Source organism: Xanthomonas sp. NCPPB 2866, assembly GCF_041475745.2.
GTDB classification, from domain to species: Bacteria; Pseudomonadota; Gammaproteobacteria; order Xanthomonadales; family Xanthomonadaceae; genus Xanthomonas; species Xanthomonas arboricola.
Map to the genome: position 1 here is coordinate 3,768,069 of NZ_CM192975.1, position 17,390 is coordinate 3,785,458.

The window sequence follows — 17,390 nt, forward strand, 5'->3', positions numbered from 1 at the left end:
TGCCGATGCAGCGAAACCGATCAAGGCGCCGGCGGATACAGCGGCGCCAAGACCTCCGGCTCCGCAGCCGTGGCATGCCGCCAACGCGGGCCCTTGGCAAAGGCCTCGCGCAATGCCGAACGTGCACTGGTCACGTCGCCATCGCCGCCCCAGCGGGCGCGCTGCATCTGTGCCACCGCCGCCCGCTGCGCCGGGTCGCTCAACGCTGCCAGCACGCTGTCGATATCGGCAACGCCGGCCATGCCGCACAACACTGCGGCCACGTCGTCCATGCCGCCGGTATCGAGCGCGCGTCGCAGCTCGGCCACACCGTGCGTCACACGCCGGCCGGGCGCAGCTGCATCGCTGGCATTGATCACCGGCGCGCCGTGCGAACCGCCGCGACGCCGTAACAAGGCCCACACCAGGGTGGCAATCCACAGCAGCGCAAAGCCGATGGCCGCAGCGATCCAGCCCCAAGGCCGTTGCGTGGCCGCAGCCTGCTGCAGACTCAGCGTGCCAGCCGCAGCGGTTGGCGCAGCGTTATCCGGTAATGAATTGGCTACAGGCGTTGGCGCGGGCGCGGGCGCCGCAAACGCGCCGCTGCCTGCCGCCACGTCCAGTGTGAGGTCCGGCAACGCCGCGGTCTTGGCTGCCGCCGCACCCACATCCCACCACGCCACCTGCAAGCCGGGCACCACCAGCGGGCCGGCGCGGTTGGGCACGATCGAATAGCGGCGGGTCAGCCGCAGCTGCGGCGAGCCATCCACGAAGCGTTCTTCGTATTGCGGCGGCTCGGCGAACACCTGCGCGTCGGGCACGCTCGGGGTCGGCAATTCCGGGAACTGCGCCTGGGTGGCGCCGCGTGCGCTGGCCTCCACCACGAGCTGGGCCGCTTCACCGGCGGTGGCGCGCTGCGGCGTGGTCGTATAACGCAACTGCAGGCTGCGCAGCGGCAACCACGGCTGCGGCGCGTTGGCCGGTTGTGCGCGTACCTGCAGCGGGATGCTGGCGCTGCGTGCACTCAGCTCGCCATTGCCACGACCGAAATAGTCGTCGAAGAAGCCGCCGACCGACCGACCATTGAAGCGCGCCGACGGCAACACCAGCCGGCCGCTGCGCTCGGGCACCAGCAGATAGCGCCGCTCGACCACGTTGTATTGGCGGTTATTGAGTACCTTGACCGAACTGACGTCGTCGCCGATGCGCTGCAGCGATGCACCATCGGGCGCTTCCAGATCCAGCTCGCCGGACGCCAGCTGCGTGGCGAAATACAGCCGCACCACCACGCCCACACTTTGCTGCACATAGGGCTGAGGATCGTCCACCTGCGTCTGAACAAAGGCATCCTCGTTGCCTTGCGCCGCCGCTGCTGCGCCGGACGCGCTGCTGCCGGCATCGCTTGCCGACGCGCCCACCTGCAGCCGCAACGGTTCGGTGCGCTCGTTACCCACGCGGATCGCCGGCACGATCAGCTCGCCGCTCTTGCGCGGCGTCAGTACCACACCGAACAGCGCGCGCACCGTCACCGACCCATTGGTCACCTGCATCTGCTGGTTGGCGCTCTTGGCCCCCAGCGCGAAATCGTTGCGCAACGGCGTGTAATCCGGATCGACACCGCGTTGATCGGTTTCGATATTCAGCATCACCACGTCGCCGGCATTGGCGCTGTCGCGATCCAGCCACGCGCGCGTGACGGCACCCACCGGTGCACAGGTGAGCAGCATCGCGCTGGTCAACATGCCGATCGCCGCGCGGCGCAAATGGTGTGTGCCGATCATCGTCCGTCCCGTTGCCTGCGTTCGTGTTCCAGCCTGAATTTGGTGCGCAGCAGACTGCCCGGGTCGTCCGGCACCCGCCGCAACCAGGCATCCACCGCCTGGCGTTGCTCGCGTTGTTCCGGCGTTTCGTTCGCCGTTGCCGCGGCGGCCTGCTTGCCGTTTGCGTCGGCGCCCTTGTCGCCAGCCTGCGCCATCGCCTGCTGCATCTTTTGCCGCTGCGCGGCATCGGCCTGCTGCTGCGCCTTGGCATCGGCCGATTGCGGCGCTGCGTCCTGCTTGCTCTGCTCGCCCTGGCCGTTTTTGGACTGCTGGTCCTGCGAGGCTGCGTCCTGCGGCGTCTGTGCAGACGGCTGATCCTTGCCGTCCTGTCTACCCTGCGAGTCCTGTTTGCCTTGCCCGTCCTGGCCGGGCTTTGGAGCGTTCTGCTTGTTCTGCCCGGACTGATTCTGGCCGGAGCCGTTCTGACCGGATTGCTTCTGGTCGTCGGACTGGCCCTTGCCGTCCTTGCCCTTGCCGTCCTTGTTGTTCTGCTGCTGGCGCTTACGCGCCGCCTCCACCGCCGCACGATTGGCGATGGCGTCGGGCTGATCCGGATGTTGCTTGAGCGCCCGGTCGTAAGCCGCAATCGCTTGGTCGTACTGGCCCTGCCTGGCCAGCGCATTGCCGAGGTTGTACAAACCCTCATCGGTGGGCACATTTTCGAAGGCTTTTTGTGCCGCGGCGAAATCGCCCTTGCGATACGCCTGCACGCCGGCATCCAGGCGTTGCTGCTGCACCTGATCGGCGCGTTGCCACAAGGTGCCGTCGGCAGCATGCGCGGGTTGGGCCAGCGGCAACACGCACACCAGGGCCAGAATCGCCACAACCGTACGCCGCCGGAACGCCAGCAGTGCCAACAGCATCACCGGCAGCAGCAGCCAGTAGCCCTCGTCCAGCCAGGTCTTGCCGCCGGTGGACTCGGCAGCTTCATCGGCCAGCGGCTGTTGCGCCGGGTCGAGCACGCCCAGCGCACGCAGGTCCGCATCGTCGGCGGTGATGCGCGCATAGCGACCACCGCCCTGCCCGGCAAGATCGCGCAGGCTGCCTTCATCCAGTTTTGTCTGCGCAATCTCACCGGTCGTGGTGCGATAGGCCGCGCCGCGCGTGCTCCCCACGCCGAGCGCGGACACGCTGAATCCACGCGAGCGCGCCAGCCGTGCGGAACTTCCGGCCGCACGATCGGCGCTGTCGCTGACCAGCAGGATGTCGCCTTGCTTGAAGCCCGCCTGCAGCAGCAACTGCGTGGCCGCGTCGATCGCCGCATCGGCGCGCTTGCCGTCCACCGGCATCACCGATGGCGACAGCGCATCCAGGAACAACGCCACGTTGGCGGTGTCCTCGGTCAACGGCGCAACGGTGAAACTCTCGCCCGCATAGACCAGCAATGCGACTTCGCCACCGGCCCGCTTGCGCAACAACGTGGCCAACTTGGCCCGCGCCTGCAGCAGACGCGATGGTGGCAGGTCGTTGGCGGTGATGCTGGAGGACAGGTCCAGCGCCACCACCAGCGGCATGCTGGAGTGATACACCGGCCGCTCGGTCTGCCGCCAGCTCGGCCCGGTCATCGCCAGCACCGCCAGCGCATAGGCCAGCGCAGCCAGCACGAATCCCAGCCATCCCCGCCGACTGCCGGACACCAGCAGGGTCGGCAACAGATGCGCATCCACGCTTTGCTGCCACACGTCCGCAGCGCGTCGACGCAACTGCCACAGCACTGCCGCCGGCACGATTGCCAACAGCGCCCACAGCAGACCCGGGCGCAGCAGATGCAGCGACTGCAGCCAGCCTGCCAGTTCGGTCAGCGCGTTCATCGCCATCTCCGCGGCAACACATAGGCCAGCAGCGCAATCACGATGGCAGCGCCCAACGGCCAGTAATAGCGTTCCACGCGCGGCTGCACCGAGGGGCCGAGCGCCTTGACCGGCTCCAGCCGATCCAGCTCGGCATAGATGCCGGCCAGTTCTTCGGTATCGCGGGCACGGAAAAAGCGCCCACCGGTTTGCGCGGCGATCTTGCGCAAGCCGTCTTCGTCGATATCGTCGTTGCCCGTGGCCGGAATCGGCACGCCGAACAACGAATAGCCGCCATTGCCACCGAAGGCGATCGTATGCACGCGCACGCCTTCGGCCTTGGCAAGCTCGGCGGCCTTGAGCGGATTGAGCACGCCGGCGGTGTTGACGCCATCGGTGAGCAACACCACCACGCGCTGGCCCTGCTTCTGCTCGCGCAGCCGTTTGACCGACAACGCGATCGCATCGCCGATCGCCGTCTCGCGCCCGGCCAGTCCCACCACGCTGTCGGCCAGTTGGTCGCGCACGGAGGTCAGGTCGGCGGTCAACGGCGTCAACGCGTAGGCGCGCTGACCGAACACCAGCAAGCCGACCCGATCGCCGTCGCGACGATCCAGAAAGTCCGACAACACCGCCTTGGCAGCGGTCAGGCGATCCACCACATTGCCGCCAAGCACCATGTCCGGCTCGCTCATGCTGCCGGACAGATCCACCGCCAGCATCATCTGCCGTGCCTCGCGCGGCGGCTGGATCACATCGCCCAATTGTTGCGGGCGCGCAAGCGCTGCGCACAGGAAAAACCAGCCCAGCCAGGCAAGCCAGCGCGGCACCCGCAATACCGGTGCGCTGTTTGCCTGCGCAACCGCATGCAGTTGATCGGCGTAAGGCACACGCAGCGCCGCCGTATCGGCACGGCGCTGCGGCCAGAACCACATCAGCAACGGCAACGGCATCAACCACCATGCCCACGGCCATGCGCAGTGCGCCAGCGCATCCTGCCATTGCGAACATTGCAGCCAGTTCATCGCCGGCCTCGCATCAGACTCAGAAACCGCTGCCGCGCCAGCGCCTGCACCGCATCCAGATCGGTCACCGCCGGCGCACGTTGAAAGCCGCCGTCCAGCAGCGCGCGCCCCGGTCCCTGCGAAAAGGCCTGCGTCTTGCTCTTGCGCCCGTCCAGAAACTGCAGCCATGCCTCGCCCTGCAGCCGGTCGGCCTGCGCATCGACGCTGCGCGCTGCGCGTCGCAGCAACACCGACAACGCGGCCAGGCGCTGTGCGGGGGTCGTTGCGCGCTGCAGCTCGGCATCGAAGGCCGCCAGCCAGCGCCGCTGCTGCTGACGACGGCGACGCCACCACCACCATGCGCTGCCAAGCACCAGGACCACTGCGGCGATCACCAGCCACCAGCCCGGCGCCAGCGGCCACCACGGCGGCGATGGCGGCAGATGGACATCGCGTAGCGGCAGCGATTGCGGCGACATCGTCATCGACTCCGCACGGCGCTGCTGCCGCCCAACCAGGCATCGCTGGCATCGTCGGTGGACAGGCGATGCAAGCGCACACCGCGTGCCTGCAGGACCGCGGTCAATTGTTCCAACGGCGCCACGAATTCGGCCTGCCAACGCGCACGTCCGGCCTGCGTGGACAGATCGATCGCGATGCGCTCGCCGCGCACATCGAAGCTGAGTGCGCGGGCCGGTGGCGCCAGCTCCAGCGGGTCGACCAGCACGATCACCACCACCTCGTGATGCAAGGCCAGGCCCGACCAGCGCGTGGCAGAAATCCTGCTGGCGCTGCGCGCATCGGCCAGCACGGTCAGCCGCGCACCCGGGCGCAGCAACCGCGCGGCATGGTCCAGTGCCACCTCCAGGCCCGCATCGCCGGACGGCTGCTGGGTGTACCAGCGCGCCAACGCATCCAGCACCGGCAACACGCCGCGTTGACCCGAGCGCGGTGCAATCGGCGCTTCGCTGGCAGTGCCACGCAGCGCGGCGATCCGGTCGCCCTGCCGCTGCGCCAGCCACGCCGCGACGGCGCCGGCACGGGCGGCCTGTACCGATTTGTAGCGCACCCGCGTGCCGAAGAAGAGCGCCGGTGCGGTATCGGCCACAATCAGGCTCAAGCGTTCGCGCTCGGCCTGGAACAATTTGGTGTGCGCGCGCCCGGTACGCGCGGTGACGCGCCAGTCGATATGCCGCGCATCGTCGCCGGCCACGTACTCGCGCGACTCGGCGTATTCCATCCCGCGCCCACGCGTTGCCGCCGGCACCGGCCCCACCAGCCCGTGGCGGCCACGCCCTGGCTGCCCGCGATGGGTCGTGGTGCCACGCAGCGCGATCAGCTCCGTCAGCGTCGGCCGCAGTCCATCGCCGGCGATCGACGCCGGAGCGGTGACAGGGGAAGAAGACGGCATCGAAGACATCGGATTCTGGTCAGAGGACGGCATACCTCGGCGACACGCTACCCGATCAGGGCAGCGGAATCTTTTCCAGCAAGGCGGCGACCAGGCGCTCGCCATCCCAGCCTTCGGCAGTGGCTTCGTAGCTGGGCAGCACGCGATGGCGCAGCACGTCCGGCGCGATTGCGCGGATATCGTCCGGGGTCACGTAGTCGCGCCCGGCCAGCCATGCACGCGCCCGTGCGCAGCGCTCCAGTGCGATCGACCCACGCGGGCTCGCGCCCCAGGCAATCCGCCGCGCCAGTGCCGGGTCGTAGCGCTGCGCATCGCGCGACGCGAGCACGATCTCGATCAGGTAACGCTCCAGCTGCGGCGCCAGATGCACGTCCAGCACCACCCGACGCGCGGCAAAGACATCTTCCAGCGGGATCTTGTCGGGTACCGTCTCGTGCTTTTCCAGGGTGTCGCGCGCGGCCTCACGTGCCAGACGCAGGATCTCCGCCTCGGCATCGGCCTGTGGATAGCCGATACGCACGTGCATCAGGAAGCGATCCAGCTGCGCCTCGGGCAACGGGAAGGTGCCTTCCTGCTCGATCGGGTTCTGCGTGGCCATCACCAGGAACAGCTGCGGCAGCGCATAGGTATGCCGCCCGACGGTGACCTGACGCTCACCCATCGCCTCCAGCAGTGCCGACTGCACCTTGGCCGGTGCACGATTGATCTCGTCGGCCAGCAGGATCGGATGGAAGATCGGCCCGGGCATGAACTCGAACCGGCTGTCCTGCGGCCGCCAGATCTCGGTGCCGGTCAGATCGGACGGCAGCAAGTCAGGGGTGAACTGCACCCGCGCGAAATCCGCCTCCAGCCGCGAGGCCAGCGCGCGGATCGCGGTGGTCTTGGCCAGCCCGGGCGCGCCCTCGACCAGCAGGTGCCCGTCGGCCAGCAGGGCGATCAGCAATCGTTCGACCAGCGCAGACTGGCCCACGATGCGCTGCGCCAGCGACTCGCGCAGCAGGGTGAATTGACGATGCAACCGGTCCTGGGCGGGCGCGGCAGCGGCTTCTGGGGGCAACAGCGGCGGTGCGTTCATAGGACCAGTGTGACCGATTCGAGCGCAATTGGTTCACTGAGCGGCTTTGGGTTGTTCAGTGAGTGAACCCGAGTATGACGCGCGTCACCCGCATCGCGGCCTGGCGGGGAGGCAAGCTGATTGAACCAAAAAGTCAGGACAGCAGTTCTCGGGATTGTTCAATCTTGAGATCGAAGTACCGCTACAGCCGGAGCACGGTAATCACACGCAATGGACAACTACCCACATCCAACACCGCAAAAAAAAGGCCGCTCTCGCGGCCTTTTTTTGTATTTATGCTATCTCAAGGAGTAGCGCTCGCTACACGCAGTACCTTTGGAGTTACGAAAACCAACAACTCGGCCTTCTCCTTGCTTCGCCCACGCTTCTTAAACAAATTTCCAAGGAACGGAATGTCGCCCAAGAACGGAACCTTTGCAATGCTCTCACGATCAGTAAACTCGTAAACTCCACCAATGACTACAGTCTCGCCATCCCCAACCAGAACGGCGGTATTAACTTCGCGCCTATTGATTTCAGGGACCGTACCGTAGCCCTGAAGCACGATAAACCTGGCAACCTCATCTTTTTTCACATTCATGTTCAAAAAGACACGATTATCATTGGTGATTGTAGGTGTGACCTTGAGCTCCAACAACACTTCCTTGAACTGAACATTTGCCTGTGCCTGGCCGCCGTTGCCTGAGCCACTAATTGTCACATAACCGATTTCACGGCCCTGTTTAATCACGCCTTCACGCTGATTCGCTGTCACGATCCGAGGATTGGAAACAACCTCACCACGCCCCTCCTCCTGCATCGCCGACAATTCCATGTCGAGAGCAAAATTCCGCCCTAGCAAGGTATAAGCAATTGAACCTGCAGTGCTAGTAGTGAATGTTCCAGCAGGCAGATTAAAGTTCAGTCCCGCAGGTACGTTGTGCAATCCATCGTTTATAATAGATACATTATTCGTTGTACTACCGCTGATAACGCCAGTGTTGTCGCCATACTGACGACGCCCAGCAATACCAAAGCGCGCCCCCAAGTCACGTGCAAACGTATCGGTCGCGATCACGATGCGGCTTTCGATCAATACCTGATCCACTGGCCGATCGATATGCGAAATCAGCTCGCGCATCTGCGCGACCTTCTTCGGAATATCACTGATCATCAACGTGTTGGTACGCTCATCAGCGACCAGACGACCACGCGGCGACAAAAATCCGTTGTCCTGCTGCCCAGCACCGCCGCCGCCCTGACCACCGCCACCGCCACCAATCCCCTTGGCCTCCGTCAGCGCTTTGAAGATCACGGCCGCATTGTGGTAATTGATCTGCACGTAATCGGTGATCAGATCCTCGCGGTTCTCGATCGCGATGCGGGCGTCTTCCTTGTCCTGCTCGAACTTGGCCAGCTCCGGCTGCGGGGCGACCCACACCACGCCGCCGTCGCGGCGCTTGTCCAGCCCCTTGGCGCGCAGCACGATGTCCAGCGCCTGGTCCCACGGCACGTTCATCAGGCGCAGCGTGACATTGCCCTGCACGGTATCGGAGGCGACGATATTGAGGTTGGATTCCTCGGCGATCAGCTGCAGCACGGTGCGTACCGGCACGTCCTGAAAGTTGAACGTCACCGGGCGGCCGCTGTAACCGCGCGCAGCGATCTGTGCGGCGGCCTGGGTGACGGCTGCGGCGCTGACGCCACCGACAGCGGGCTGGCCCTTGCGCGGAGTGATTTCGACCACGTATTCGTTGCCGGTCTGGTAGGCCAGCGAATCGAACGCGCCCTTGGTCGACAGCACCAGCTGCGACCCCGAGCCCGACGGCTTGACCTCGACGCGCTGCACCGGCGTTGCAAAGTCGGTGACGTTGAGCGGGCGCTGCAGTTCGGCGGGCAGGCGTGCGTTGCTGATGTCGACCAGCACGTTGTCGCCCTGCGTGCGCAGATCGGGGCTGGCGCCCTGGCCGTCGAACTGCAGGATCAGACGGCCAGCGCCATCCTCACCACGTTTGAAATCGATCTTGGACACTGCCAGGCTCGCCGGAGCGGTCTTGGCCGGGTCCTGCACAGGCTGCTTCAGTGCCGCCGCCGAGAACGCGCTACCGCTCGCCAGCGCCAGCGCGAACCCCATCGCGCAGGCCTGGAATACCGCGTGGCGTCGAACCGGACGCAGCCGCCGGGCATTGGAAAACGTCATCGTGCTATCCCCTATCACTTTATTGATCATCCAATGCGAGCGCGGCCGGCCGTTCAAGCCATCCGCCCGCACCGTCCGGCACAAGTTCAATCAGCTCGATGCGGTCTTCGTAGACCCCGGTGACCCGGCCATCGCTCTGTCCCAGATACACGCCCGGCCGCACCCGGTAGGTCACCTTGTCGGGTGCCATGACCAGCGCAACCAGGCCCGAGCCACCGCCAATGGTCCCCACCATGTCGAGGGCGTCGAGCGGATAGGCTTCCAGCGGCTCCTTGCGCCGGTTCGGATCCGGACGCGTGCCGTTGCCGCCTTCGGCGCTGACCCAGGCATCGCTGAACGGGTCGCGCATCGACTGCGCCGCATATTCGAACGTCTCGAACTGCTGCATCACCGGCAATGGCTCCAACGGCGGCGCCGGCCGTGCGCGCACTTCGGCGACCCAGGCTTCCAGGTTCGGCGCATCACCCGGTGTGCTGGTCACACCGCGCGTACACGCCGGCAATACAGCAATTAGCGCCACGCAGGACAGGATCTTGAGCAGTTTCATGGTCATTGGCCGCCCTTCTTCGCAGCGTCGGCCGCGGCCTTCTCCTGCTCGGCCATTTCCTCATCGTCAAGATAACGATAGGTCTTGACCGTGCCGGACAGTTCCAGCGCCCCGCGCGGGGTGATGCCGGCCTTGGGGTCCCTCGGCTTGAGGTTGATGTCGTGCATGGTCAGGATCACCACGCGCGGCAACGACGCCACACCGCTGACGAAGGCACCGAACTGGTGATAACTGCCCACCATGCGCAAGGCGATCGGCTTTTCGGCGTAGAACTCCTTCGGTGATTCCGGGCCCGGCTGGAACAACTCGTTGGACAGGCCGCTGGACAGCGCGGTCTGCGAGATGTCGATGATCAGATCCGGCATTTCGGTCTTGCTGGGCAGCTGCCGCAGCATCTGCTGCAGTACCTGCTCCATCTGCGCGAGCTGCTGCTTGAGCGGCTCCAGATTCACCGCGCGGCCCTGCTGGGTCTCGAACTCGGTGCGCAGCTGCGTTTCTGTGCCTTCCAGGCCTTCGAGTTCATCGCGCTTGCCGCTGATCAACAGGAACCAGGCCAGCACCATGATGAACAGGCCGACCACCACGCAGAACACGATGCGTGCCTGCTGCGGCCAGCCGCCGATGTTGTTGAAATCCAGATCGCTGAGCTTGAATGCTTTCTTACTCATGACGCCGCCCCCTCCTGCGGCCGATTGGCGGACGCCGGCGCTGGCTGCACGGGTGCAGGAGCAGCGGCCGGCGACGTGGCAGGCGCAGGTGCTGCAGGTGCCGCCGCTGGCGCACCCGCAGGGGCCGTACCGGCTGGCGTTGCACCCGGCGCTTGCGCATCGACCGGTGCGGTGCCGTTCTTGTCGGCCTCGTTCGGATTGGCCAGCTTGACCTTGAGCGTGAATACGTACGGCAGCGTCTTGGTGTCCATCGACGGTCCCGCGGGCTGCCCAGCCTTGTCCTGGCTCTTGGCCTCGATGATCGACAGGTCCGGATTGGTCATCCAGCCCGAGCCTTCCAGGTTGCGCATGTAGGTACTGACGCGCGCGTTGGACTGCGAACGCCCTTCCAGGGTCAGGATGTCGCCGTCCTGCTTGATGTTGGTCAAGGCCACGCCATCGGGGATGGTGCGCACCAGCGAATCGAACAGATGCACCATCTGCGAGCGATTGGCCTGCAGTTCCTCGATCACCTTCTTGCGGGCGAGCAGGCGGTCCTTCTTCTTGTCGAGCTCCTTGATCTCTTCGTTCTGCGCCTTGACCTTGTCGATCTCGGCGGTCAGGAACGCATTGCGCTCGGTCTGGCCGCTGATCTGCGCGTCGTAGTAGAACCAGATCAGGACCGACAGCAGCACGCCGCCCAACGCGGCGAAGCCCAGCATCGAATAGAACTCACGCTCGCGCGCCTTCCGGCGCTCGGCACGCCAGGGCAAAAGATTGATTCTTGCCATCAGTCAAAGCTCCTCAGGGCCAGGCCGGTGGCGATCATCAATGCAGGCGCATCCAGCGCCAGCGCATGCGCCTGGACCTTCGGGCCCAGCGTCATCTGCGCAAGCGGGTTGGCGACCACGGTGGTCACGCCGAGCTGCTCTTCCACCATTTCCGGCAAGCGCGACAGCGCAGCGCAGCCGCCGGCCAGCACGATGCAGTCGACGCGATTGAATTCGCTGCCCGCGTAGAAGAACTGCAGCAAGCGGCTGATCTGCTGCACCGTCGCCTCCTTGAACGGCTCCAACACTTCGACCTCGTAGCTCTCCGGCAAGCCGCCCTGACGCTTGGCCAGGCCGGCCTCCTCGTAAGTCAACCCGTAACGGCGCATCACCTCGTCGGTGAGCTGCTTGCCGCCGAAGACCTGCTCGCGGCTATACAGGCTGCGACCGGAGCGCAACACGCTCAGCGTGGTCATGGTCGCGCCGATGTCCACCAGCGCAACCACCGCATCGGCGGCCACCGGCAACTCGCTGGCGACCAGGGCGAAGGCGTTCTCGACCGCGAAGGCCTCCACGTCCATGACCTTGGCGGTCAGGCCACCGAGTTCCAGCGCGGACTGGCGCAGTTCCACATTCTCCGAGCGCGAGGCCGCCAGCAGCACCTGGACCATGTCCGGGCTGTTGGGCATCGGGCCGAGCACCTCGAAGTCGAGATTGACTTCCTCGATCGGGTACGGAATGTAATTGGTGGCTTCCAGTTCGACCTGGGCTTCCAGATCGCTGTCGTCCAGATCGGCCGGCATCGGGATCAGCTTGGTGATCACCGCCGACCCGGCCACCGCGGCTGCGGCGTTCTTGGCCTTGCTGCCGGAACGGTTGATGGCGCGACGAATCGCCTCTCCGACCGCCTCGACCTCGACGATGTTCTTTTCCACGACCGCATTCGGCGGCAACGGTTCCACCGCGTAATGCTCCACGCGGAAACGGTTCCCGCTGCGCGACAGCTGCAAGAGCTTGACCGCAGTGGAACTGATATCGACACCAATCAGTGGCGATTGACTCTTGGGTAGAAGCCCCACGGAAACTCCCCTGCCGATGGGCACTTGGACGCTTGTCTGCGCCCTCGTATTAATAATTAAATTTTAACAGGTGACAAGCCCTTCACGCGCATGGCAATGGCCCCGCGACGTGACCCCAGTGCTGTTTCCTGCGATCCCCAGAGTTCGGCCCCAGCCAAACCCGGCGTCATCTATACTCTGTGACCAAGAAATCTGCAATCGGAATCTCTCTTACATGCCCCGTATTCGCCGTTGGCTGGGCTGGATCCTGGCCGCGTTCGTGGTGCTCGCCCTGCTTGGCGCTATTGCTGCCGGCGGCCTGTATTACGCCATTTCCTCCAAGTTGCCGGACGTGCAGTCGCTCAAGCAGGTCGAGCTGCAGGAGCCGATGTACGTCTATTCCAGCGACGGCCGCCTGATGGCCGTCTATGGCGAGACCCGGCGCTACCCCATCCAGATGAAGGACGTGCCGCTGCGCCTGAAGCAGGCCTTCCTGGCGACGGAGGATGCGCGCTTCTACGAACACGGCGGCGTGGACTACAAGGGCATCGCCCGTGCGGTGTGGCTGCTGGCCAGCACCGACGCCAAGCGCGTGCCGGGTGGTTCGACCATCACCCAGCAGGTTGCACGGCAGTTCTTCCTCAGCTCCGAATACAGCTACACCCGCAAGCTCGCCGAGATCCTGCTGGCGCGCAAGATCGAGAGTGAGCTGAGCAAGGACGAGATCTTCGAGCTGTATCTCAACAAGAGCTTCTTCGGCAATCGCGCCTACGGCGTCGGTGCTGCCGCCGAGTACTACTACGGCAAGAAGATGAGCGAGTTGAGCCTGGACGAGATGGCCTCGCTGGCCGGCATCCCCAAGTTCCCGTCCAGCGGCAACCCGATCAGCAATCCGGAACGCGCGCAGGAGCGCCGCGATTACTACGTGCTGCAACGCATGGCCGACCTGGGCTTTGTCAGCCAGGCCGAAGCCGACGCCGCCAAGGCGGTGCCGATGCACGCCAAGCCGCACGAGCCGCCGGTCGAGGTCTACGCCCCGTACGTGGCCGAGCTGGTGCGCCAGGAAATGATCGCCAAGTACGGCGGCGATGTGCTCAACAAGGGTTACCACGTCACCACCACCATCGATGCCACGCTGCAGACCGGCGCCGATGCGGCGGTTGCCGAAGGCCTGCGCCTGTACGACCACCGGCATGGCTGGCATGGGGTGGAGCAGCATTTCGATGTCGCCGCCGATGCGGATGCCACGGCACTGGCCAAGCACCTGTCCGGCGTGTTCACCCAGGGCGGCCTGCGCGCGGTGATCGTGGCACGCACCAATGCCGACGGCGGCGTGACCGTCGTGCAGAGCGACAAGACCGAGCTCACCTTGCCGGCCAGCGCCAGTCGCTGGACCAACAAGACGCCGGCCAAGCTGCTGACGCGCGGCGACCTGACCCGCATCCGCGCCGGCGAGAAGGACGGCGAGTGGATCATCGACCAGTTGCCGCGCGGCCAGGCCGCGCTGGTGTCGCTGGATGCCAACAGCGGCGCCCTGCGCGCGCTGGTCGGCGGTTTCAGCTTCGCCGGCAACAAGTTCAACCGCGCCACCCAGGCACGCCGCCAGCCGGGCTCCAGCTTCAAGCCGTTCGTGTATGCGGCCGCGTTCGAGAAGGGCTTCAACCCGGCCTCGATCGTGCTCGATGCGCCGGTGGTGTTCCGCGACCGCCGCGGCAAGACCTGGTCGCCGCAGAACGACGGCGGCGGCTTCCGCGGCCCGATGCGCTTGCGCGAGGCGCTGGTGCAATCCCGCAACCTGGTCTCGGTCCGCTTGCTGGACGCGATCAGCGTCGATTTTGCGCGCAAGTACATCAGCCAGTTCGGCTTCCAGGAAGCCGAGCTGCCGCCCAACCTGTCGATGTCGCTGGGCACGGCTTCGCTGACGCCGTTGTCGGTCGCGCGTGGCTATGCAGTGTTCGCCAACGGCGGCTCGCGGGTGGAGACCTGGATCGTGGACGAGGTCAAGGACCGCGACGGCAATGTGGTCTTCAAGGAAGTGCCGGCGGTGGCCTGCCGTACCTGCGCCCTGCAGGGCGGCAATGTCGCGCCGGTGAGCCAGGTGGTGGACGGCTTCAACTTCGGCGCCCCCGCGCTGCCCAAGTCGATCGAACCGACCACGGCGACGCCGGCCACGCCGGCGGAGACCGCCCCGGCAGCCACTGCCGAAACCAAGATCGCGCCGCGCGCCATCGACGAGCGTACCGCCTATCAGCTGGTCTCGATGATGCGCGACGTGGTCCAGCGCGGCACCGGCACCGCGGCCAAGGTGCTGGGGCGCGAGGACGTCGGCGGCAAGACCGGCTCGACCAACGATCACCGCGACGCCTGGTTCTCCGGCTTCGGCGGCCCCTATGCCACCACGGTGTGGGTGGGTCGCGACGACTTCCGTTCGCTCGGCTATCGCGAGTACGGCGGCAAGGCGGCACTGCCGATCTGGATCGACTACATGCGCGTGGCGCTGAAGGACAAGCCGATCGCCGCCAACGATCCGCCCGACGGCATGACCCAGGCCACCATCAATGGTGCGGTGGAATGGGTGAAGAACGAGGACCTGGATCGCCTGCAGGACTACGACTACGGCCTGCAGGAACAGCAGGACGAGAAGGCGTTCGATATCTTTTGAGGGCCGGGATTGGGGAATCGGGATTCGGGATTGGGGAATCGGAACGGCTTCGTCCGCTCGATTCCCCGATCGGGTCCGCGGAATCGACTGCCTTCAGTTCAGTAGAAGGCAACGGGTAATCACCGTTGCGTGATTGCCCTTGCAGGGAACACGGGGCATTCGCCACCTCTTCATGCCGCTGTTGTAGAGTCGAACCAGGTTCATTAGGGGAGCCCGGTCATGCATCACGCGCGCGAACACGCCGATACGCGAACCCGAGAACGTCGCCATCGCCTGGCGCACGAAGCGGCCCGGCTGATGGCCGAGGGTGGCATCCGTGATTTTCATCAGGCCAAGCTCAAGGCGGCCAGCCGGCTGGGCATCCACGACGACGCATCGCTGCCGCGCAACCGCGAGATCGAAGATGCGTTGCGCGAGCACCAGCGCCTGTTCGCCGGGCCTGCGCACGGGCTGCGGCTGCGCCAACGCCGCGAAGCCGCATTGCGCGCGCTGGAGTTTCTTAGCCCGTTCCAGCCGCGCCTGGCCGGCCCGGTGCTCGATGGCACAGCCGACGCCAATGCGCCGGTGCAGTTGCAGTTGCACAGCGACGATGCCGACGCCGTGCAGCGCTTTCTGGAAGAACACCGTATTCCGGCCGAATCGCGTACGCGCCGGCTGCGCCTGGACCGCGAGCGCACGGCCGAGTTCCCGGTCTGGCTGTTCAGTGCCGAGGAACTGAGCTTCGACCTGACCGTGCTGCCGTACGATGCCTTGCGCCAGGCACCGCTGTCGCAGCTGGACGAAAAACCGATGCAGCGCGCCTCGGCCGCCCAGTTGCGTCAGTTGTTGGCAGAAGAGGATGGTGGCCACGCCCTGCCGCGCACGCGCTGAGCGCAGCGCGCCATGACGCGTGACCACTGACCACAACGCCAACCCGCAAAAGCAAACGCCCCGCAATGCGGGGCGTTCGTTCAAGCAGACAACCGCAGGCGCTTAGCGCTGGCCGGCGTCGGTGTAGTCGCGCTTGTCGTAGCCGGTGTAGATCTGGCGCGGACGGCCGATTTTCATTTCCGGGTCGACCTGCTGCTCCAGCCAATGCGACACCCAGCCGGCGGTGCGTGCAATGGCAAACATCACGGTGAACATTTCCACCGGGATGTTCAGCGCCTTGTAGATCAGGCCCGAGTAGAAGTCGACGTTCGGGTACAGCTTGCGCTGCACGAAGTAGTCGTCCTTCAGCGCGGCTTCTTCCAGCTTCAGCGCCACTTCCAGCAGCGGATCGTTGACGCCCAGTTCGCCCAGCACCTTGTGGGTCATCTCGCGGATGATCTTGGCGCGCGGGTCGAAGTTCTTGTAGACGCGGTGACCGAAGCCCATCAGACGGAACGAGGAGTTCTTGTCCTTGGCCTTGGCCACGGCGGACTCGACGTTGTCGGCGGTGCCGATCTCTTCCAGCATCTTCAGCACGGCTTCGTTGGCGCCACCGTGTGCCGGGCCCCACAGCGCGGTGATGCCCGCTGCGACCGAGGCATACGGGTTGGCACCGGTCGAACCGACCAGACGCACGGTCGAGGTCGAGGCGTTCTGCTCGTGATCGGCATGCAGGATGAACAGCAGATCCAGCGCCTTGGCCACCACCGGATTGATCTCCAGCGGCTCGCTCGGCACTTCGAACATCATGTGCAGGAAGCGGTCGACGTAGTTGAGGTTGTTGCGCGGGTAGCGGATCGGCCAGCCGATCGAATAGCGGTACGCGGCAGCAGCCAGGGTCGGAACCTTGGCGATCAGACGGATGGCGGCCTGGCGGCGCTGCTCCGGATCGTTGAGGTCCAGGGTGTCGTGGTAGAACGCCGACAGCGAGGCGACCGAACCGGCCAGCATGGCCATCGGGTGGGCGTCATGGCGGAAGCCACCGAGGAAGTTCTTCAGCGACTCGTGCATCATCGTGTGATGCGTGACTTCGTGGTCGAACTTCTTGAATTCGTCCGCGGTCGGCAGCTCGCCGTTCATCAGCAGGTACGAGACTTCGAGGAAGCTGGACTTCTCGGCCAACTGTTCGATCGGGTAGCCGCGATACAGCAGCACGCCGTTGTCGCCATCGATGTAGGTGATGGCCGACTTGCAGCTGGCGGTGGCGGTAAAGCCCGAGTCGTAGGTGAACAGACCGGTTTCTTTGGTCAGCTTTGAAATATCGACGCAATCATTGCCAAGCGTGGGCTTGAGAACCGGCAGAACGACCGACTTGTCGCCGGCGTTGAGCGTGACCTGATCAAGATCGGACACTGTGTACGCTCCTTCAGTGGAAGGCGCCTGTCACCAAATGGGCAGGCACGTGATGGAAGTCCAGGGCATCGCCCCGGATCACGTCATTATCGCACAGCAACATTTTGGCCGTCGCTTGGACAGAAGTCGTAGACGCCCCGTCGAAGGCGTGAAAACGAAGTTGCCGCCGCCCAAAAAACAACGGCC

General features: G+C 65.3%; 14 protein-coding genes. 2 read left to right on the forward strand and 12 right to left on the reverse strand.

Annotation, left to right across the window (positions count from 1 at the left end; all coding sequences use genetic code 11):
* Positions 1-20: 20 nt before the first annotated feature.
* The 11 genes from ACCQ04_RS16025 to ACCQ04_RS16075 form a co-directional block, all read right to left on the reverse strand.
* The gene (locus ACCQ04_RS16025) at positions 21-1,760 is read right to left on the reverse strand and encodes a BatD family protein (RefSeq protein WP_226427397.1); all 1,740 of its coding nucleotides are present in this window, start codon (positions 1,758-1,760) and stop codon (positions 21-23) included.
* The gene (locus tag ACCQ04_RS16030) at positions 1,757-3,610 is read right to left on the reverse strand and encodes a VWA domain-containing protein (RefSeq protein WP_372358560.1); all 1,854 of its coding nucleotides are present in this window, start codon (positions 3,608-3,610) and stop codon (positions 1,757-1,759) included. The genes ACCQ04_RS16025 and ACCQ04_RS16030 overlap by 4 nt, the downstream gene beginning before the upstream one ends.
* On the reverse strand, positions 3,607-4,614 hold the full coding sequence (locus ACCQ04_RS16035) for a vWA domain-containing protein (protein ID WP_226427399.1): 1,008 nt from the start codon (positions 4,612-4,614) through the stop codon (positions 3,607-3,609). The genes ACCQ04_RS16030 and ACCQ04_RS16035 overlap by 4 nt, the downstream gene beginning before the upstream one ends.
* Positions 4,611-5,072, reverse strand: a complete 462-nt coding sequence (locus tag ACCQ04_RS16040; RefSeq protein ID WP_047129725.1) for a DUF4381 domain-containing protein — start codon at positions 5,070-5,072, stop codon at positions 4,611-4,613. Before ACCQ04_RS16040 ends, ACCQ04_RS16035 begins: the two co-directional genes overlap by 4 nt.
* Before the next feature lie 2 nt (positions 5,073-5,074).
* The gene (locus ACCQ04_RS16045) at positions 5,075-6,037 is read right to left on the reverse strand and encodes a DUF58 domain-containing protein (protein WP_167709587.1); all 963 of its coding nucleotides are present in this window, start codon (positions 6,035-6,037) and stop codon (positions 5,075-5,077) included.
* Between the two features lie 22 nt (positions 6,038-6,059).
* The gene (locus ACCQ04_RS16050) at positions 6,060-7,079 is read right to left on the reverse strand and encodes an AAA family ATPase (protein ID WP_065032777.1); all 1,020 of its coding nucleotides are present in this window, start codon (positions 7,077-7,079) and stop codon (positions 6,060-6,062) included.
* 283 nt (positions 7,080-7,362) lie between these two features.
* The gene (locus ACCQ04_RS16055) at positions 7,363-9,258 is read right to left on the reverse strand and encodes a type IV pilus secretin PilQ (protein ID WP_039519233.1); all 1,896 of its coding nucleotides are present in this window, start codon (positions 9,256-9,258) and stop codon (positions 7,363-7,365) included.
* Positions 9,259-9,277: 19 nt separating this feature from the next.
* Complete coding sequence (locus ACCQ04_RS16060) at positions 9,278-9,811, reverse strand: pilus assembly protein PilP (protein ID WP_024938133.1); 534 nt, start codon at positions 9,809-9,811, stop codon at positions 9,278-9,280.
* Positions 9,808-10,473: a type IV pilus inner membrane component PilO gene (locus tag ACCQ04_RS16065; protein ID WP_024938132.1), complete on the reverse strand. Its 666-nt coding sequence runs from the start codon at positions 10,471-10,473 to the stop codon at positions 9,808-9,810. Before ACCQ04_RS16065 ends, ACCQ04_RS16060 begins: the two co-directional genes overlap by 4 nt.
* Positions 10,470-11,243 carry a PilN domain-containing protein gene (locus ACCQ04_RS16070; RefSeq protein ID WP_024938131.1) on the reverse strand — a complete coding sequence of 258 codons (774 nt, stop codon included), beginning with the start codon at positions 11,241-11,243 and terminating at the stop codon, positions 10,470-10,472. Before ACCQ04_RS16070 ends, ACCQ04_RS16065 begins: the two co-directional genes overlap by 4 nt.
* A complete protein-coding gene (locus tag ACCQ04_RS16075) occupies positions 11,243-12,301 on the reverse strand; it encodes a pilus assembly protein PilM (RefSeq protein WP_039423791.1) in 1,059 nt (352 codons plus the stop codon). The genes ACCQ04_RS16070 and ACCQ04_RS16075 overlap by 1 nt, the downstream gene beginning before the upstream one ends.
* Positions 12,302-12,515: 214 nt before the next feature.
* Between ACCQ04_RS16075 and ACCQ04_RS16080 the strand changes: the two genes are divergently transcribed.
* Positions 12,516-14,942, forward strand: a complete 2,427-nt coding sequence (locus tag ACCQ04_RS16080) for a penicillin-binding protein 1A (protein WP_227023994.1) — start codon at positions 12,516-12,518, stop codon at positions 14,940-14,942.
* 219 nt (positions 14,943-15,161) lie between these two features.
* The gene (locus ACCQ04_RS16085; RefSeq protein ID WP_039519223.1) at positions 15,162-15,812 is read left to right on the forward strand and encodes a hypothetical protein; all 651 of its coding nucleotides are present in this window, start codon (positions 15,162-15,164) and stop codon (positions 15,810-15,812) included.
* Between the two features lie 102 nt (positions 15,813-15,914).
* Here the strand turns inward: ACCQ04_RS16085 and ACCQ04_RS16090 are convergent, their stop codons facing one another.
* On the reverse strand, positions 15,915-17,204 hold the full coding sequence (locus ACCQ04_RS16090; protein WP_024938127.1) for a citrate synthase: 1,290 nt from the start codon (positions 17,202-17,204) through the stop codon (positions 15,915-15,917).
* Positions 17,205-17,390: the final 186 nt, after the last annotated feature.

Excerpts from the sequence above, each read along its gene's own strand:
- ACCQ04_RS16060 (WP_024938133.1), bottom strand. The coding sequence starts at position 9,811 with ATGACCATGAAACTGCTCAAGATCCTGTCCTGCGTGGCGCTAATTGCT.
- ACCQ04_RS16065 (WP_024938132.1), bottom strand. The coding sequence starts at position 10,473 with ATGAGTAAGAAAGCATTCAAGCTCAGCGATCTGGATTTCAACAACATC.
- ACCQ04_RS16050 (WP_065032777.1), bottom strand. The coding sequence starts at position 7,079 with ATGAACGCACCGCCGCTGTTGCCCCCAGAAGCCGCTGCCGCGCCCGCC.
- ACCQ04_RS16025 (WP_226427397.1), bottom strand. The coding sequence starts at position 1,760 with ATGATCGGCACACACCATTTGCGCCGCGCGGCGATCGGCATGTTGACC.
- ACCQ04_RS16055 (WP_039519233.1), bottom strand. The coding sequence starts at position 9,258 with ATGACGTTTTCCAATGCCCGGCGGCTGCGTCCGGTTCGACGCCACGCG.
- ACCQ04_RS16035 (WP_226427399.1), bottom strand. The coding sequence starts at position 4,614 with ATGAACTGGCTGCAATGTTCGCAATGGCAGGATGCGCTGGCGCACTGC.
- ACCQ04_RS16080 (WP_227023994.1), top strand. The coding sequence starts at position 12,516 with ATGCCCCGTATTCGCCGTTGGCTGGGCTGGATCCTGGCCGCGTTCGTG.
- ACCQ04_RS16040 (WP_047129725.1), bottom strand. The coding sequence starts at position 5,072 with ATGTCGCCGCAATCGCTGCCGCTACGCGATGTCCATCTGCCGCCATCG.
- ACCQ04_RS16085 (WP_039519223.1), top strand. The coding sequence starts at position 15,162 with ATGCATCACGCGCGCGAACACGCCGATACGCGAACCCGAGAACGTCGC.
- ACCQ04_RS16070 (WP_024938131.1), bottom strand. The coding sequence starts at position 11,243 with ATGGCAAGAATCAATCTTTTGCCCTGGCGTGCCGAGCGCCGGAAGGCG.
- ACCQ04_RS16030 (WP_372358560.1), bottom strand. The coding sequence starts at position 3,610 with ATGAACGCGCTGACCGAACTGGCAGGCTGGCTGCAGTCGCTGCATCTG.
- ACCQ04_RS16045 (WP_167709587.1), bottom strand. The coding sequence starts at position 6,037 with ATGCCGTCCTCTGACCAGAATCCGATGTCTTCGATGCCGTCTTCTTCC.